We start from the raw sequence: 16,324 nt of genomic DNA, 5'->3' as shown, positions 1-16,324 counted from the left end.
GGACTATTCGTACAGCAACTGTTCGAGTTGCGGTTGGCGACGGTCCCAGTCGAAGGCGGGGTCCAGCCCCGGGTCACCCGCGAGGCGGTCGATGGCCAGTAGGGGGTCGGTGCCCGCACGCTCGACGCGTTCGAGCAGTGCCTCTATCTCGCTCCGGTGGAGCGCGAGCGAGTCGGCCAGCAGGCCGACCGCGAGCGCGAGCGCCGCGGCCGCCTCGCGGTCGGCCGGGAAGGCGTCGCTGATGGTCGTGAAGTCGGGGAGTTCGGCCGGTGCGTCCCCGACCGGGTCGAGGGTGAGACAGCGCGTACAGAGCGCGACGTGCGGGGAGTCGCCACGGAGGTACTCCCGGAGCGCTTCGGGAACGGCGAACGGCAGTCGCTCGCCGCCGCATTCGGAGCAGGTCATACCGGAAGGTCGAGCACCAGCGAGAAAAACGTGGTTGTGGGACGGCGGTAGTTACAGGACGGGGTCGTGGCAGGACGGGAGTAGGTTCCGACGGTGTCGGACGGATTCGGAGTCGTGATTTGGGCCGCAACCGTCACAACGTTCTTTTGTTAGGAATCGGATGCGATAGTATGAAAGCGGACTTCCGTCAGCGGTGGGCCGTCCCGGTCTGTATCGGAATCGTCGTCCTGCTGGTAGGCGGCGGAAGTGCCGCTTACGCACTGTTTCTCACACCGTCGGCGGAGACGACGTATCCGACCAAGCCGTCGACGCTAACGAACGAATCGGTCGCGAAGTACGTAACCGAGTACGAAGAGGCGTACCTGATGGACGAGATAGACGAACCGGGCGCAGAGACGAGCGTCTTCTGCGACGCGACGATGGACGTCCGTACCGAACGGGGCTTCTACGGCCTCGTCACGTGCGAGGCGTCCGTCGACCGCGGAAACTCCGTCCTCGATCTCCCCCACATGGTGACGGCGTACTTCGTGAACGACACTGCGACCGAGCGTATCGGTCGATTCGGTAGCTCCGGCTATCGGAGACTCGGTCGCGATATCGTTCCCGACTCGCCCGCCGACGGAAACGCCTCCACCCGAAACGGCTCGGCATCGCTTCGGGCTTACAACTTCGCCTCGGAAACCGCGAACGTGACGATACGTATCGCGAGTATCGATTCGTCCGCAGTCCCGTCTACAACTACGAACTACTCCGTACCGCCGGCTGGAGGCGTCGTGGAAACCGACGACGCGGTGCGACGAGGGACCTACCGCGTCGAAGTCGAACCGGAGCGAGGGGAGACGAAGACTCGAAACTGGACCGTCGGCGAACCGCCGTCCCAGGAGCTACTCGTTTACGTCACCCCGAACGGAAGCGTCGCCGTCGCTACCGTCGGGCGGTGAGGATGCCGGCAGGGCCGCTCGACCCGAAATAGAATCACCGGTCGACGATGGTCGCCGACGGTGCGAGAGAAACAGTGGCGCAGACGCGGCTTCGAGATGCGAATCCGACGAACGAGAGAGAGCGCGAATCAGTCGTCGGCCGTGACGACTTCCTCGCTCTCGGCGGCCTCGGTGGCGGCGGCCTCGCGCTCCTCTTTCTCCTCCTCTTCCTTCTTGGCCTTGATCTTCTTCAGCCGGAACATCTCCTCGCGCTCCTGCTCTTCGAGTTTCTGCTCGATGTACTCCTTGTTCTCGTTGAGTTCGGGCAGGAGTTTGAACTCTAGGGCGTTGACGCGGCGCTTGGTCGTCTCGATCTCGGTGAGCATCTTCTTCATCGCGGTTTCGACCTCCGCGGCGAGGATGATGCTCTCCAGCAGTTCCTCGTAGGCTTCCGCGGCCTCGTCGATGCGGGCGCTCGTCCCGAGGACGCCGTAGCCTCGCTCGTCGAGGTCCTTCTTGACCTTGCTCGACTCGATCTGGGGCACGACGACGCCCATGATGTTCTTCGATTCGGTGGTGATCTCGGGGTGCTCTTTCAGCGCGGCCGCAGCCCCGCGGACCGCCACGTCGCCCTCCATCGCGCGGGCCATGTTGATGGTTTCCTGGGCGCGGTCGTAGTCGGCTTCCAGGTCCGAGCGCACGTCCTGGGCCTGGTCGAGGATGTCCATGAACTCCATGATGAGGCCGTCACGCTTCTTCTCGAGCGTGTCGTGACCCCGCTCGGAGAGTTCGATGCGGTCCTCTATCTGCATCAGATTCTTCCGAGTCGGTTTGACGTCCTTGGCCATGTTGTCGGGAGTTTGTGGCTCGAAGGGGTTAACCTTTTACAGTCGGCGGCGGCGAGAGCGCGGGAAACGAGCCGTTTCGAGCGGCGCGACCGCTGGTGTCGGGAGGAAAGTGAGTAGAAAGCGAGTAGAAAGCGGAAGGACGAACGACCGTCAGTCGGCCGCGACTTCCTCGGCCGTCTCGGTCTCGCCTTCGGGGTAGTACTTCTCGATGAAGTCCTCGTCGACGCGGTTGAGTTCCTCCTTGGGCAGCATGCCGAGGAGGTCCCAGCCGATGTCGAGCGTCTCTTCGATGGAGCGGTCGGTTTCGAAGCCCTGGTCGACGAACTCCTCCTCGAATCGGTCGGCGAAGTCGAGGTACTTGTTGTCGCGCTCGGAGAGCGCCTCGCGGCCGACGATGTTCACGAGGTCGCGGAGGTCTTCACCCTCGGCGTACGCCGCGTACATCTGGTCGGAGACGTCGGCGTGGTCCTCGCGGGTGAAGCCCTCGCCGATACCGTCGTCCATCAGCCGCGAGAGGCTCGGCAGCACGTTGATGGGCGGTTCGATGCCCTGGCTGTTGAGGTCGCGGTCGGCGACGATCTGGCCCTCGGTGATGTAGCCGGTGAGGTCCGGAATCGGGTGCGTGTCGTCGTCACCCGGCATCGTGAGGATGGGAATCTGGGTGACCGACCCTTCCCGACCCTCGATGCGGCCCGCCCGCTCGTAGAGCTGGGCCAGGTCGGTGTACATGTAACCCGGGTACCCACGGCGACCGGGCACTTCTTCACGCGCGGCGCCGATCTCGCGAAGCGCCTCGCAGTAGTTGGTCATGTCCGTCAGGATGACCAGCACGTGGTAGCCCTTGTCGAACGCGAGGTACTCGGCGGTGGTCAGCGCCATCCGGGGCGTGACCGTCCGCTCGACCGCGGGGTCGTCCGCGAGGTTCATGAAGACGACCGAGCGTTCGAGCGCGCCGGTGCGCTCGAAGTCCTGCATGAACTCGTTGGCCTCTTCGGCCGTGATACCCATCGCGCCGAAGATGACCGCGAACTCGGAGCTCTCGTCGTCCTCGCCCGCTTCTTCCTCCTCCGGCACGGTCGCCTGGCGGGCGACCTGCAGCGCGAGTTCGTTGTGCGGCAGTCCCGACCCGGAGAAGATCGGAAGCTTCTGACCGCGGACCAGCGTGTTCATGCCGTCGATGGCGGAGACGCCAGTCTGGATGAACTCCTCGGGGTACTCCCGAGCGTAGGGGTTGATGGCCGCGCCGACGATGTCGTGGCGCTCGTCCGGGACGATCTCGGGGCCGCCGTCAATGGGCTGGCCCGAGCCGTCGAGAACCCGACCGAGGAGATCCTCGGTGACGGGCATCTTCATGGTCTCGCCGAGGAACCGCACCGACGCGTTCCGGTCGATGCCTTCGGTTCCCTCGAACACCTGAATCGAGACGAGACCGTCGCTGGATTCGAGCACCTGCCCGCGCAGGGTTTCGCCCTGGGGCGTCTCGATCTCGACGATTTCGTCGTAGCCGATGGGTTCGTCTACCTCGGCGAACACCAGCGGACCGCTGATTTCGGTGATTGTCTGGTACTCTTTCATCGTTAGTATTTCTCCCTGAGCTGGTCTTCGATGGACTGTTCGAGTTCGGGGATGGACTCCTCCCAGTCCTCCATCACGCCCATGCGGTTGAGCCGCGGGGCGGCCTCGATGCCGACGATCTCCTCGACCGGAACGCCGGCTTCGAGCGCGCGGAACGCCTCGTCGTTGAACGTCTCGATGGCGCCGAGCATCGCGTAGGTCTTCTCCGGCGAGCAGAAGGTGTCGACGTCGTGGAACGCGTTCTGCTGGAGCCACGACTCCCGAAGGTAGCGAGCGACTTCGAGCGTCAGCTGCTGGTCGTCGGGCAGGGCGTCCTTGCCGACGAGCTGGACGATCTCCTGGAGTTCGCCCTCCTCGTCGAGCACGTCGGTCGCCCACTGGCGCCGCTCGGGGAAGTCCTCGGCGACGTTCTGCTCGTACCACGGGTCGAGCTGGTCCTTGTACAGCGAGTAGGACTCGTCCCAGTTGATCGACGGGAAGTGCCGACGTTCCGCGAGGTCGGCGTCCAGCGCCCAGAAGCACTTCACGATACGGAGCGTGTTCTGGGTGACCGGCTCGGAGAAGTCGCCGCCGGGCGGCGACACCGCGCCGATGACAGACACCGAGCCTTCGGTGTCGTTGATGTTCTGGAACTTGCCGGCGCGCTCGTAGAACTCCGAGAGGCGCGCGGCCAGGTACGCGGGATAGCCCTCTTCGCCGGGCATCTCCTCCAGACGGGAGGAGATCTCGCGCATGGCCTCGGCCCACCGCGAGGTGGAGTCGGCCATCAGCGCGACGTCGTACCCCATGTCGCGGTAGTACTCCGCGATGGTGATACCCGTGTACACGCAGGATTCGCGCGCCGCGACGGGCATATTCGACGTGTTGGCGATGAGGCAGGTCCGGGACATCAGCGGCTTGCCGCTGACCGGGTCCTCGAGTTCCGGGAAGTCCTCGATGACTTCCGTCATCTCGTTCCCGCGCTCGCCGCAGCCGACGTAGACGACGATGTCCGCGTCGGCCCACTTCGCGAGCTGGTGCTGGGTGACTGTCTTGCCCGAGCCGAACGGCCCGGGAATCGCGGCCGTGCCGCCCTTCGCGATGGGGAACAGGCCGTCGAGGATGCGCTGGCCGGAGACCAGCGGCGTGCGCGGGGTCTCCTTCTCCTTGGCGGGGCGGGCCTCGCGGACCGGCCACTCCTGGCGCATCTGAATCGTCTCGCCGTTGTCGAGCGCGACGACCGTCTCCTCGACGGTGAAGTTGCCGCTCTCGATGGTGACGACCTCGCCGCCCTCGTAGTCCGGCGGCACCATCACCTTGTGCTCGATGCTCTCGGTCTCCGGCACCGTGCCGACGATGTCGCCGGGTTCGACGTGGTCGCCTTCCTCGACGGTCGGGGTGAACTCCCACGTCCGCTCCAGGTCGATACCGGGCGCGTCGACCCCGCGGTCGAGGAACGCGCCCATCTTCTCTTCGAGGACCGCGAGCGGGCGCTGGACGCCGTCGTAGATGGAGTCCATCATACCCGGGCCGAGGTCGACCGACAGCGGGTCGCCGGTGTTCTCGACCGGTTCGCCGGGCGCGACGTTCGACGTCTCCTCGTACACCTGAATCGTCGTCAGGTTACCCTCGATCTCGATGACCTCGCCCATCAGCCCTTCCTCGCCGACGTACACGACGTCGTTCATCCGGGCGTCGAGGTCAGTGGCGGTCACGACCGGTCCACTTACGCTCTCGATGACGCCGTCCTCACGGACGGTGTCGGATTCGGTTGCTTGGCTCATTCGTTGTCACCTTGTTCGTCTTCGTCCATAAGGTCGATACCGATTGCGCGCTTGATCTTCTCGCGCATTCCGCCGCTGCCCGCGCCGCCGCCGATGGAAACCATCGTCGGTTCGACGCTCGTCTCGACGTCGTTGCGGACCTTCCGCGAGAGGTGGTCCAGGTCCTCGTCGTGCATCACCACGATGCCGACGTCGTCGTCGTCGAGAACGCGGGTCACGGCGTCGTCGAGTTCGGCGTCCTTGTCGTCGTCCGGGACGTTCTCGAACTTCCGGACGCCGGCGAGTCGGAACCCGGTGGTGAACTCGGGACTGCCGACGACCGCTATCTCCTGACTCATAGTATCACCAGTTCGTCCTCGATCTGGTCCTCGCCCAGGCCGGCCTCGCGGCCGCGGGCGATGGCGCGGATGTTGTCGACCTCGCGCTCCTTGGCGAGGATGTACGCCAGCACCGGACAGACCGACAGCGGAAACACGTGCGAGAGGTGGTCCGAGTACTCCAACAGTGCAGCTTCTAGTGCGTGCTCGAAACCGATGAGACTGTCGGAGCGCTCGAGTTGGTCGAGCGCCTCCGACAGTTCGTCGCCGTAGGTGCTGTCGCGGATGAACGTCGCGAGTTCGTCGACGTTCGTCGCGAGTTGGGACAGTTCGTTGCGTCGGAACAACTGTCCGCCCTCGATGAAGTAGTCGGCCGGGTCGATGTCGGCCCCGCTTCGGGCGATGCGCAGCGCGTTCCGGACGTTCCGGAAGTCGATTTCGGCCTGCAGGAACTCGACGTACAGTTGGGTCGCGCGGTTGCTCGTCTCGGTGACGCCCTCTATCAGGCCCTCGTAGTAGACGCGGTCGACCGCGTTCTCCAAGGGAACGAGCGTCCCCGTCTCCTCGTAGTCGGCGTAGGCGTCTTCGAGCGCGTCGCCGTAGCGCGTACGGTCGAGCAGTTCGACGAGTTCCTCGATGCTTCCTGCGTCGAGAAGCCGGTCGAGGAACTCGTCGTCGAACTCGCCCGCGCGGGTGAGGTCGGAGGAGATGGTGTCTCGCGGCGCGTCGGAGTAGAGGCCGCGAACGATGGTCTTGACGTTCCAGGCGTCGAACTTCCGGAGGTACCGGGCGATGAGTTCGTACAGTTGGCCCTCGGACCACCGGAGCAGGTCGTCGAAGTTCTTCGCGAGGTTGCGGTTGAGCGCGTACTCGACGAGGTCGACGCCCTCGTATCGCGAGCCGAGCGCGTTCACCTCCTCCTCGTACTCGGTCTCCTCCATGTACCGGGCGATCTCTCCCGGCCCCATGCGGAGGAGCTTCCGGTAGTCCTCCTCGTCGAACAGCGACGCCCGCCGGTGTCGGACCCGCGCGGTGACGTACTCGTAGTTCGACGAGCCTTCGGTTTTCTGGGCGTTCATTGCTCGAAGAGACGGTTGCTGATGTCTTGGAGGTTGTCCTCCCAGACGGCTTCCAGCACCGAATCGAACGTGTTGTTCACGCGGAGGCGCGACTGGTCGCTCTCGACGACGACGCCGCCCAGGCAGTCGTACTCACCGGCGTACTCGTAGCCGTCGTAGTCGGTCACCACGTCGGTCAACAACTCGTCGTCCTCGGGCCGACCGTAGACCCGGACGGTGTCGCTGTCCTCGAACTCCTCGGACGCGGCGTCGAGCAGTTCCTGGGTCAGCTCCTTGCGGCGGTCGCCCTCCAGGTTCACGATTCGGTCTTCGACCTGCGAGCGGACGTCCTGCAGCACGTCGCGGCGGGCTTCGAGGCGCTTCTGCTTGGCCTCCAGCTTCGCGCTGGAGAGGCGCTGCTCGCACTCCTGGGCGATGCTCTGTTCGGTCCGCCGCTCTTGCTCCGCGAGCGTCTCCTCGGCGTCGGCCTCGGCGTCGGCGACGATCTGCTCTGCGCGCTCTTCGCCCTCCGCACGAATTTCTTCTGCGCGCTCGCGGGCTTCGTTTCGAATATCCTCAACTACCGTGTCCAAACTCATTGATGAAGAGGGAAAGGGGTGCGTTTAGACGACGAACACGAGCACCAGCGCGAGGATGACGAGCGTCTCGGGCAGGACCGTCATGATGAGGCCCGTCCCGAAGAGGCTCTCGTCCTCGGCGATGGCGCCGATGGCCGCGCTCCCGATACCACGTTCCGCGTAACCCGAACCGAGCGCGGCGAGTCCGACCGCGATGGCGGCTGCGCCCTTGTTGTTGAGCGCGGGACCGGCGGCGCCGGCACCTTCCTGAGCGAGCAGTACAGCAGCACTGTTCACGAACGCGAGTACAAATTCGAACATGGTTTAGTTATCCTGTGACTCTCGTAACCGGACAGTCGTATTTCCCGTCGTTGCCATCATAAAGCTTCCCAAAATTGTTCGCCAGAACCCCGCCAAACGTCCGAATCGACCACTATGTTACCAATGACCAAAAGACCTACGAGACGGAACGTGTCCAGAATGTGATGGGAATAGAGGTCGGAAAAAGGACGGTCCGGACCGTCAGTCGCGAGTGGTGAACAGTCGGTCGTAACCGAACGGTTCGTACTTCTCGCCGCCGCCCTCGTAGAACTTCCCGAAGAACTCGACGTACTCGAGACGCACCGCCTGCAGGCCGGCGCTGGTGACGCCGAGCGCGAGCACCAGCAGATGACCGACCAGCAGGATGACGATTCCGCCGAGGACGCCCGCGATGCCCGAGTGCACGAGGCCCCCGAACATGATCTCGGTGACCTCGTGGCCGTGGACCATGTCGCCGACGTGGGGCATGTGGCCGATGCCGAAGTGCCACTCCGCCTCCGCGCCGTGGCCGGTGACGTAGACGCCGAAGAACAGGAGATTGACCACGAAGGCCATCCCCGCCTTGGCGAGCAGCACCGCGGCCAGCCGGGTGTACGACAGCACGTTCACCAGCACGTTGAGGAACTCGACGACCTCGATGGGGTCGGCCATCGCCAGCAGCACGAGGCCGAGGCCGAACACGAGTAGCCACGCCGAGATGGCGAAGCCGGCGATCGAGAACAGCTCGATGGCGGGCAGGCCGGTGAACCCGAACGGGAAGGGATTGCCGGCGAAGACGCTGTCCGGGCCGACCAGGATGGGCGGCGAGCTACCGCCGGCGCCCGAGAACACCCAGGCCCACAGGCCGAACATCATCAGGAGCCACGACCCGCTCTCGGTCACGGCGTCCCACACGCCGTGCGAGAGGTTCTCGACGAAGTCGATTATCCAGCCGACGGCGAGGTGGACGACGCCGATGAGCAGGCTCAGCACGAGCCACGCGACGGCGTAGTCGCCGTAGTGGGGCTGCAGTCCCTTGTGAATCGGCGGGTTGCCGTTCCACAGCACCGCTCCGAGCCGGTGTAAGCCGAAGATTTCTCCGTACAGGATACCGAACAGCGCCGTGAACGCGCCGGCCCAGACGGCGATGCCGCCGAGGCTCTTGAGCGCGGGGCTGTCGTATCGGCTGTAAAGTCCGTACCCCAACAGCATGTAGAGGATGCCGTACCCGAAGTCCCCGATCATGAACCCGAAGAACGCCGGGAACGTCAGGAACAGGATGACCGTCGGGTCGAACTCGAAGTACTTCGGCCGGTTGATGGTCTCGACCAGCAGTTCGAACGGCTTGACCGGACCGGGGTTGTCCTGGATGACCGGCGGCTGGTCGCCGCCCATGGTATGACCGCCGTCGGCGGCCACCTCGACGTCCGACACGTCGGGGTCCTCGGGGCCGTGCGCCTCGTGCTCGTCGTACTCGGCGCGTTCGAGTTCGTCGACCTCCACGCGGTCGCCCACCGCGTCACCCAGCGCCGTCGCGAGTTCGGTGTAGCGCTCGGTCGGAATCCAGCCCTCGGCGATGAAGGCGTTCTCGGTGGTCGCGAACTGGAGCGGCGCCTCGGCCTTCTGGACGTCGATGGTCAGCTTCTCCTCGGCCGCCAGCAGGAAGCCGGCGGTGTCGAGTTTGACGTCCTGAAGCTCGTTCTCGACGCCGTCGAGCTTCGATTCGATCTTCTGGCGCTCGTGGCGCAGTTGCTCGACGTACTCCTGGGGACTCCCCTCGGCGTCGGGAATCTCGAGCACCGCGAAGTCGACGCCGACCAGCGCTTCGTCCAGTGCGTCGGCGTCGGCGCCGTCGGCGGGGTACGCGAAGACGGCGATAGTCCGATCGCCGGTGAACGTCTCGAACTCCGCGATGTCGCCGTCGGCTTCGAGCGCCTCTCGGACCGCCTCCTCGTCGCCCTCGCCGACGGCGACCTGCAGGCGGTCGTACCCCGACAGCAGGTCGAGGTCGATGCCGAGGTCGGCGAACGGCGTCACCGAGTCGATTCGCTCCTCGACGCCCCGGAGGTCCTCTTCGAGTTCGCTCCGGCGGTCGTCGAGTTCGTTGACCTGTACCCGAACCTCCTCGAGTTCGTCTTCGAGCGCCTCGTCGGTGACGATTCGGCTCGGTCCGGCGTCCTCCTCGTCGATGTCGAGCATGCTCTCGAGCGAGCGGACGGTGACGAGTTTGTCGGACGCCCGGTTTGCGCCCTCGACGGGGTTGCCGGGTTCGAAGCCCGCCCACGAGCCGTCGTAGTCGACGAGGTGGACGAGATTCAGTTCGTGGACGGCCTCGATGACGTCGTCCATGACGGCGCGCGAGCCCGTCACGGACACCTTGCTCATTTGCTCAGGTCTGAGCATGCACCGCCTCCTCGAACAGGTCGACGACGTGTTCGATCACCGCCTCTTCGTTGCCCTCGGCGCGCGCTTCGAGCGCCTCGCGCTCCTCTTCGCCCTCGGCGAGGACGCGCTCCCGTTCGGCTTCGATCTCCTCGCGCGCCTCGGCGAGACGTTTCTCGTGGAGCTCCGACGCCTCCGATTCGGCCTCCTGGCGGATCTCCTCGGCCTCCGTGCGGGCCTCGGAGATGCGCTGTTCGCGGGCCTCCTCGGCCTCGGCGACGATGTCGTCGGCCTCCTGCTCGGCCTCCTTGATACGTTCGAGAACCTCTGGCCTCGGCATGTGCTAATCGTGCGAAAGTTTGCGGGAGCGCCTATAAACTACTTGCGGAACCGCTCCTCCGCTCGGCGCGCGAGAGAGTGTCTCACGCGCCGAGTCGGCCCGACGACGAATGGCAGGATTATTTGACCGGCGGGCCGAACGTCGGACAAATGGGTATCCTCGAAGACAAGAGTCGGGCGCGACTGTTCTACAAGTACCTCTCGAAGGTGTACGACACCGTCAACCCCTTCATCTGGAACGAGGAGATGCGCGCCGAAGCGCTCGCCATGCTCGACATCGACGAGGACGACGTGGTGCTCGACGTCGGCTGCGGAACCGGGTTCGCGACCGAGGGACTGCTCGAACATACCCGGAACGTCCACGGGCTCGACCAGAGCGTCCACCAACTGGAGAAGGCGTGGGCGAAACTCGGCAAGCACGACCCCGTGAGCTTCTACCGCGGCGACGCCGAGCGACTCCCCTTCGCCGACGATACCTTCGACGTGGTGTGGTCCTCGGGGTCCATCGAGTACTGGCCCGACCCCGTCGCCACGCTCGAAGACATGCGTCGGGTCGTCAAGCCCGGCGGTCAGGTGCTCGTCGTCGGCCCGAACTACCCCAAGTCGACGGTGATGCAGAAGGTCGCCGACGCCATCATGCTCTTCTACGACCGCGAGGAGGCCGACCGGATGTTCCGCGAGGCGGGCTACGTCGACGTCCGACACCGCGAGATGGGACCCTCCTACGACCCCGACGTCGCCATCACGACGGTGGCGCGGGCCCCCGAAACCGAGTAGCGCCACCGACGCGGCCGCGAAGAGCGAAGCGGTCCGGTCAGGCGGTCGCGCGCACCTCCGCGACGGTCGCGCCGTCGACCGCTATCCTGGCGACGACCCGCGCCCCGGTCTTGAGTTCCGGGTCGTTCGTGCCGGCGAGTTCGACGCTCGCGGTTTCCCCGACCTCCCACTGCGAGTCCGACGCGCTGTTGAACGGTCCCGTGGGTCCGGGCCGGAAGCCCCCCGCCGAGAAGAACGGGACCGGCGGCTGTTCGGCGAGCGGCGAACCGTCGACCTCGATTCGGAGCGTGAGCGCCCGCACGTCGAGCGATTCGCCGCCGCGGTGAACGAAAGTTAATCGGTCGGCGTCCGCGTCCACGCGGAGGTCGACGACGACGGGCTGGGAGACGGCCGCGGAGCGGGAAACCGTCGGTGCGGCAGTGTCGAGCGCGACGACGCCGAGGGCGCCGGCGGCGACCACCGTGGCGAGCGTCAGCAGGACGGTTCCGACGACGGGGGAGAGTGCGCGGGGCGACACCCCGGGAGTTGGTCGCGTCTTCTCACTTCAACTCTCGGCTCCGCTCGGAGCGCGGGGCGGCGCCGTCGGCCTGACGGTCGCGTTCACGGTGGTTCCCTCGTGAGTCGCCGTGACGCGGAACTGCGAGGCGGGTCCGAGCGTCCAGAGGACGCCCGCCGAGTCGGTTCGGCCGATTCGCTCGCCGGCGACCGAAATCGTCCCTTGCAGCGGTGCGCCGGTTTCGTTCGCGAGTCGCACTCGGAGCGGGCCGCCGGGGTAGGTCCGGTTCACCGAGAGCGTGACGTTCTCGGACGTGTTGGTGACCGCCGGGCCGGTCGAGAGCGACGGCGAGAGTCGCTTGTACTGTATCTCGTCGAATATCGACCTGGTGCCGCCGTCGAGGTAGGTGACGAGCCGACCGTTCTCGTGGGTCATCCACCGTCGGTAGACGTTCGTCGCGCCGTAGGAGGCCGTCCCGGTCGAGTCGCTGTTGTTCCGAATCCAGGGGTAGTTCCTCTCGACGATGTTCGGAACTTCGCTGAGCGAGATGTGGTCCTGGAGTCCGGGGTTTCGACGGTCGATTCGGGTCACCTCGCGCGTGTACGTCCCGTCGACGATGGCGGAGAGCACGACTCCGGTGTCGGCGGTCGCCACGAAGACCCTGGTCGGCGGGGCCTCGCCGCGCAGTTGTTCGGCGATCCGATTCCGGACGGGACCTTCGAGCGTGACGAGTTTCCCCTTCAGCGTGTCGGCTTCGGTCTTCATCCGGAACCGCGGAATCGGTTGGGCGCTGGTCTGCATCGCGTCGATAAGCGTCCGCAACTGTTGGGCCTCTCTGTCGATCTGACCGAGCGCACGGAGGTACGCGTCGGCCGACATCGAACCGTTGGTGAACGCCTTCGTGACCTGTCGTTCGCGCGCGCTCAACGAGATGATGCGGTTCTCGATCCGGTAGCGGTACCGGTTGAGTATCTGCTTTTTCTGCTCGTCGTTCCGGGCAGTTCGGAGTCGTTCTTCGAGCGCGCCCGTGCTCAGACGCGACTGCACTTCACTACGTTCACTGACGAGCGTGTCGCCGAGCGAGAGCGACGGCGAGTCGAACGCGGTCCGTTTCGGCTCCTTTCCGAGGGTTAGTACGGTCGTACTCGCGTTCGTCGGCGGTACGAGGGTGAAACGTGGCTCGGTCGACTCCGGCGGATTCGAATCGACCGCTCGCACGTCCGCGGACGCACTCGGGGCGGCCGAGTGCGTCGCAACGACGCCGGGGGAGAGGGCCAGCAGTAACGCCAGCATAACGGGGGCGAGTCGCATTATAGAGGGGTTATGGCTACCCCATCATTAAAATAACGCGAAACGTCGAAGCCGCGGACGAAGCCAGGAGAGCGGCCGAGATTCTTCAAAAGCCGCGCTCACGTTTTACTACGGATGGAAAGTATTTTCTTGTCGGCGCGTTCACGCGATTGTATGCGGTCGTCCGCCGCCCTCCTCGTAGTCCTCCTCGTCTCGGCCGCCGTCGTCGCCGGCGTCGGTACCGCCGTCGGCCGGCCGGTAGCCGACCGGCCGCACGCCGCCGGGCCACCGTCGGCGCTCGCGACGGCGGCGAACCCGTCAAGCGTCGATACGGTGACGATGACGAACGGAACGGTCCAGAACGGAACCGGAAACGCGACGAACGTCTCGGTCGACGACGTAACGACGATACGAATCGCGCTCCGCGAGAACGGAAACGCCCACTGGCACGTCTCCACGCAGTTCCGCCTCGAAGACGCGAACGAGACGGCCGCGTTCGAGCGCCTCGCTCAGAAGTACCGGAAGGGACGGGCCGACGCCGGATTCTCGCGCGAAACCTTCGTCCGAGTCGCGGAGCGAGCGAGTCAGGACGAGAATCGGACGATGCGAATCCGCCACGCGAACTACTCGGCCACGACACGCGAGAACGGCCGAATCGGCGTGTTGACGCTGGCGTTCACGTGGACGAACTTCACGAACGTGTCGGACGGCCAAGTCGCGCTCGGGGACGTGTTCGTGACCGAATCGGGAACGTGGCTCCCCGAACTCGACGACGACCAGCGACTGGTGCTCGAAGCCCCGAAGGGGTACTACATCTACCGGTCGAACGTCGCCCACAACGGATCCCGAATCTCCTACGAGGGTCCGCGGACGCTCGACTCCCGCGACCTCGCAGTGACGTATCGGCCCATCGACTCCAACCAGCAGGGACCGAAGGGCATCGTCCCCGGCCTCTCCGGCATCTCGGGCATCGTCCTCGTGCTGTTTCTCGTCGGCACCGGGGGCTTCGCGGCCTACTTCTGGACCCAGCGGCGCGACGTCGACTCGCTCGCGTCGTCCGACGTCGCCGCCGAACCGTCACCGTCGCCACCCGAGGAGTCGGCCGCGACGGCCGGCGGTGCGGGTGCGGTCGAGGAGACGGACCGCGACCATGGGCGCGACAGCGACGGAAGTGACGAGGACGAAGACGACGTCACAGACGTGGACCTGCTGAGCGACGAGGAGCGCGTCCTCCACCTGCTCGAACGGAACGACGGTCGGATGAAGCAGGCCAACATCGTCAAGGAGACCAACTGGTCGAACGCCAAGGTCTCCCAGCTCCTGTCGGCGATGGACGACGCCGACAAGGTCGACAAACTCCGCATCGGCCGCGAGAACCTCATCACGCTCCCCGACGAGGACGTGACCGACGTCGACTGAGCGAGTCGACTGTACGAGTCGGCGGCGTCGGCCGAACGAAAACCGGCGGCCCGCTGTTACGGGTTTCGAAAACGTTTACCCCCGCGCCAGAGACTCGTGTACTATGAAGGTCCTGGTGACTGTGAAGGAGGTCGCCGAAGTCGCAGACGACTTCGAAATCGAGGGGACCGAGGTAGGCGAGCGCTACCTCGAGTACGACCTGAACGAGTGGGACGACTACGCCGTCGAGGAGGCGGTCCAGTTGAAGGAGGACGGCCCGGCCGAGGAGGTCGTAACCGTCACTATCGGCCCGGAGCGCGCCGAGGAAACCATCCGGATGGCGCTGGCGAAGGGTGCCGACCGCGCGATTCGAGTGTGGGACGACGCGCTGGCCGAGGCCGAACTGCTCGACGTCGAGACGAAGACGAACCTGCTGGCGGCGGTCGTCGAGGAGGAGGACCCCGACCTCGTGCTGACCGGCGTCCAGTCGGGCGACGACAACTTCGGCGCGACCGGCGTCTCGCTGGCCGACCAGATCGGCTTCGAGTGGGGCGCGGTCGTCAACGCGCTCGACTACGACCACGACGAGGGCGTCGCGCACGTCCACCGCGAACTGGAGGGCGGCGTCGAGGAGCTCACCGACATCCAGATGCCGGCCGTCCTCACCATCCAGACCGGTATCAACGAGCCCCGGTACGCCAGCCTTCGGGGCATCCGACAGGCCCAGAGCAAGGAGATAGCGCCCAAGACCCTCGCCGACGTCGGCCTCGACGCCGACGCGGTCGAGAGCGACCTGACCCTGACTTCGATGTACGAACCCGAGAGCGAGAGCGACGTGGAACTGTTCGAAGGTGACGCCAGCGAGACGGCCGGGCGGCTCGCCGAGGTCCTCCGCGAGAAGGGGGTGGCGGAATGAGCTCCGACGTGCTGGCGGTCGCAGAACACCGCCGGGGCGAGATCCGGGATGTGAGCTACGAACTCATCACCGCCGGACACCACCTCGCGAACGACACCGGCGGCGACCTCCACCTCGCGGTCATCGGCGGCGACACTGAACGGTTCGGCGAGGACCTCAACCGCGAGGGCGTCGACTACGTCCACACCGTCTCGGAGGGCGAGGAGTTCAACCACGACATCTACGTCCAGGCCGTCGAGGCGCTCCACGCCGAACTCGACCCCGAGGTCGTGTTGATGCCCAACAGCGTCAACGGCCTCGACTACGCGCCCGCCGTGGCGAACCGCCTCGACATCCCGCTGGCGACCGACGCCGTCGGCGTCGACTACGACGGCGGGCTGACGGTCACCCGCGAGATGTACGGCTCGAAGGTCGAAACCACCGTCGAGGTCGGCGGCGACCAGCAGGCGGTCACCATCCGCGGTGCCGAGTGGCCCGCCGCCGAGGGCGTCGGCGACGCCGAAATCGCGGAGTTCGACGCCGACATCGACACGGACGTCGGCTCGACGGTCACCGGCTTCGAGGAGGTCGGCAGCGGCGACGTCGACATCAGCGAGGCCGACTTCATCGTCTCCATCGGCCGCGGCATCGAGGAGGAGGAGAACCTCCCGCTCATCGAGGACCTCGTCGAGGCGCTGGACGCGACGCTCGCCTCCTCGCGACCCATCGTCGACAACGGTTGGCTCCCGAAGAACCGTCAGGTCGGCCAGTCCGGCAAGGTCGTCACCCCCAAGGTGTACCTCGCCATCGGCATCTCGGGCGCGGTCCAGCACGTCGCCGGCATGAAGGGCTCCGACACCATCGTCGCGGTCAACACCGACCCGAACGCGCCCATCTTCGACATCGCGGACTACGGCATCGTCGGCGACCTCTTCGAGGTCGTGCCCGAACTCATCGAGGAGTTCGAATAGCACACCTTTCGT

At 65.7% G+C, this 16,324-nt stretch carries 17 protein-coding genes; 5 read left to right on the top strand and 12 right to left on the bottom strand.

Features of this window, described 5'->3' with window-relative positions:
• Positions 1-3: 3 nt before the first annotated feature.
• Positions 4-405, bottom strand: a complete 402-nt coding sequence (locus tag NGM07_RS12895; protein WP_253512147.1) for a DUF6276 family protein — start codon at positions 403-405, stop codon at positions 4-6.
• A gap of 170 nt (positions 406-575) precedes the next feature.
• Here NGM07_RS12895 and NGM07_RS12890 point away from each other — a divergent pair, with 170 nt between their 5' ends.
• Positions 576-1,346, top strand: a complete 771-nt coding sequence (locus NGM07_RS12890) for an Ig-like domain-containing protein (protein WP_253512145.1) — start codon at positions 576-578, stop codon at positions 1,344-1,346.
• A 128-nt stretch (positions 1,347-1,474) separates the two neighbouring features.
• Here NGM07_RS12890 and NGM07_RS12885 read toward each other — a convergent pair whose 3' ends face one another.
• The 9 genes from NGM07_RS12885 to ahaH form a co-directional block, all read right to left on the bottom strand.
• On the bottom strand, positions 1,475-2,173 hold the full coding sequence (locus NGM07_RS12885; RefSeq protein WP_253512143.1) for a V-type ATP synthase subunit D: 699 nt from the start codon (positions 2,171-2,173) through the stop codon (positions 1,475-1,477).
• 150 nt (positions 2,174-2,323) lie between these two features.
• Complete coding sequence (locus NGM07_RS12880; RefSeq protein ID WP_253512141.1) at positions 2,324-3,748, bottom strand: ATP synthase subunit B; 1,425 nt, start codon at positions 3,746-3,748, stop codon at positions 2,324-2,326.
• Between the two features lie 2 nt (positions 3,749-3,750).
• Entirely contained in the window at positions 3,751-5,511 is a 1,761-nt protein-coding gene (locus NGM07_RS12875; protein ID WP_253512139.1) for an ATP synthase subunit A, read from the bottom strand.
• The gene (locus NGM07_RS12870; protein ID WP_253512137.1) at positions 5,508-5,849 is read right to left on the bottom strand and encodes a V-type ATP synthase subunit F; all 342 of its coding nucleotides are present in this window, start codon (positions 5,847-5,849) and stop codon (positions 5,508-5,510) included. The genes NGM07_RS12875 and NGM07_RS12870 overlap by 4 nt, the downstream gene beginning before the upstream one ends.
• On the bottom strand, positions 5,846-6,907 hold the full coding sequence (locus NGM07_RS12865) for a V-type ATP synthase subunit C (protein WP_253512136.1): 1,062 nt from the start codon (positions 6,905-6,907) through the stop codon (positions 5,846-5,848). The genes NGM07_RS12870 and NGM07_RS12865 overlap by 4 nt, the downstream gene beginning before the upstream one ends.
• The gene (locus NGM07_RS12860; protein WP_253512134.1) at positions 6,904-7,485 is read right to left on the bottom strand and encodes a V-type ATP synthase subunit E; all 582 of its coding nucleotides are present in this window, start codon (positions 7,483-7,485) and stop codon (positions 6,904-6,906) included. Before NGM07_RS12860 ends, NGM07_RS12865 begins: the two co-directional genes overlap by 4 nt.
• 24 nt (positions 7,486-7,509) lie before the next feature.
• Positions 7,510-7,785: an ATP synthase subunit C-like protein gene (locus NGM07_RS12855; protein WP_253512132.1), complete on the bottom strand. Its 276-nt coding sequence runs from the start codon at positions 7,783-7,785 to the stop codon at positions 7,510-7,512.
• Positions 7,786-7,986: 201 nt separating this feature from the next.
• Positions 7,987-10,167 (bottom strand): V-type ATP synthase subunit I, encoded by a 2,181-nt coding sequence (locus tag NGM07_RS12850; protein ID WP_253512130.1) that lies wholly within the window; start codon positions 10,165-10,167, stop codon positions 7,987-7,989.
• Complete coding sequence (ahaH, locus tag NGM07_RS12845) at positions 10,154-10,486, bottom strand: ATP synthase archaeal subunit H (RefSeq protein WP_253512128.1); 333 nt, start codon at positions 10,484-10,486, stop codon at positions 10,154-10,156. Before ahaH ends, NGM07_RS12850 begins: the two co-directional genes overlap by 14 nt.
• 149 nt (positions 10,487-10,635) lie before the next feature.
• Between ahaH and NGM07_RS12840 the strand changes: the two genes are divergently transcribed.
• Positions 10,636-11,262 carry a methyltransferase domain-containing protein gene (locus NGM07_RS12840; RefSeq protein WP_253512126.1) on the top strand — a complete coding sequence of 209 codons (627 nt, stop codon included), beginning with the start codon at positions 10,636-10,638 and terminating at the stop codon, positions 11,260-11,262.
• A 37-nt stretch (positions 11,263-11,299) separates the two neighbouring features.
• Here NGM07_RS12840 and NGM07_RS12835 read toward each other — a convergent pair whose 3' ends face one another.
• Together NGM07_RS12835 and NGM07_RS12830 are read right to left on the bottom strand one after the other, a co-directional pair.
• A complete protein-coding gene (locus NGM07_RS12835; RefSeq protein ID WP_253512124.1) occupies positions 11,300-11,779 on the bottom strand; it encodes an archaellin/type IV pilin N-terminal domain-containing protein in 480 nt (159 codons plus the stop codon).
• A gap of 27 nt (positions 11,780-11,806) precedes the next feature.
• A complete protein-coding gene (locus tag NGM07_RS12830; RefSeq protein ID WP_253512122.1) occupies positions 11,807-13,069 on the bottom strand; it encodes a DUF7096 domain-containing protein in 1,263 nt (420 codons plus the stop codon).
• A 153-nt stretch (positions 13,070-13,222) separates the two neighbouring features.
• Between NGM07_RS12830 and NGM07_RS12825 the strand changes: the two genes are divergently transcribed.
• The 3 genes from NGM07_RS12825 (at position 13,223) to NGM07_RS12815 (ending at position 16,312) form a co-directional block, all read left to right on the top strand.
• The gene (locus NGM07_RS12825) at positions 13,223-14,467 is read left to right on the top strand and encodes a helix-turn-helix transcriptional regulator (RefSeq protein WP_253512120.1); all 1,245 of its coding nucleotides are present in this window, start codon (positions 13,223-13,225) and stop codon (positions 14,465-14,467) included.
• Positions 14,468-14,570: 103 nt separating this feature from the next.
• The gene (locus tag NGM07_RS12820; protein ID WP_253512118.1) at positions 14,571-15,362 is read left to right on the top strand and encodes an electron transfer flavoprotein subunit beta/FixA family protein; all 792 of its coding nucleotides are present in this window, start codon (positions 14,571-14,573) and stop codon (positions 15,360-15,362) included.
• Positions 15,359-16,312, top strand: a complete 954-nt coding sequence (locus NGM07_RS12815; protein WP_253512116.1) for an electron transfer flavoprotein subunit alpha/FixB family protein — start codon at positions 15,359-15,361, stop codon at positions 16,310-16,312. Before NGM07_RS12820 ends, NGM07_RS12815 begins: the two co-directional genes overlap by 4 nt.
• Positions 16,313-16,324 lie beyond the last annotated feature (12 nt).

It is taken from the genome of Halorussus vallis (genome assembly GCF_024138165.1).
Taxonomy (GTDB): domain Archaea; phylum Halobacteriota; class Halobacteria; order Halobacteriales; family Haladaptataceae; genus Halorussus; species Halorussus vallis.
Note: the sequence above shows the minus strand (reverse complement) of the source record. Positions and strands in the feature narration are given on the sequence as shown.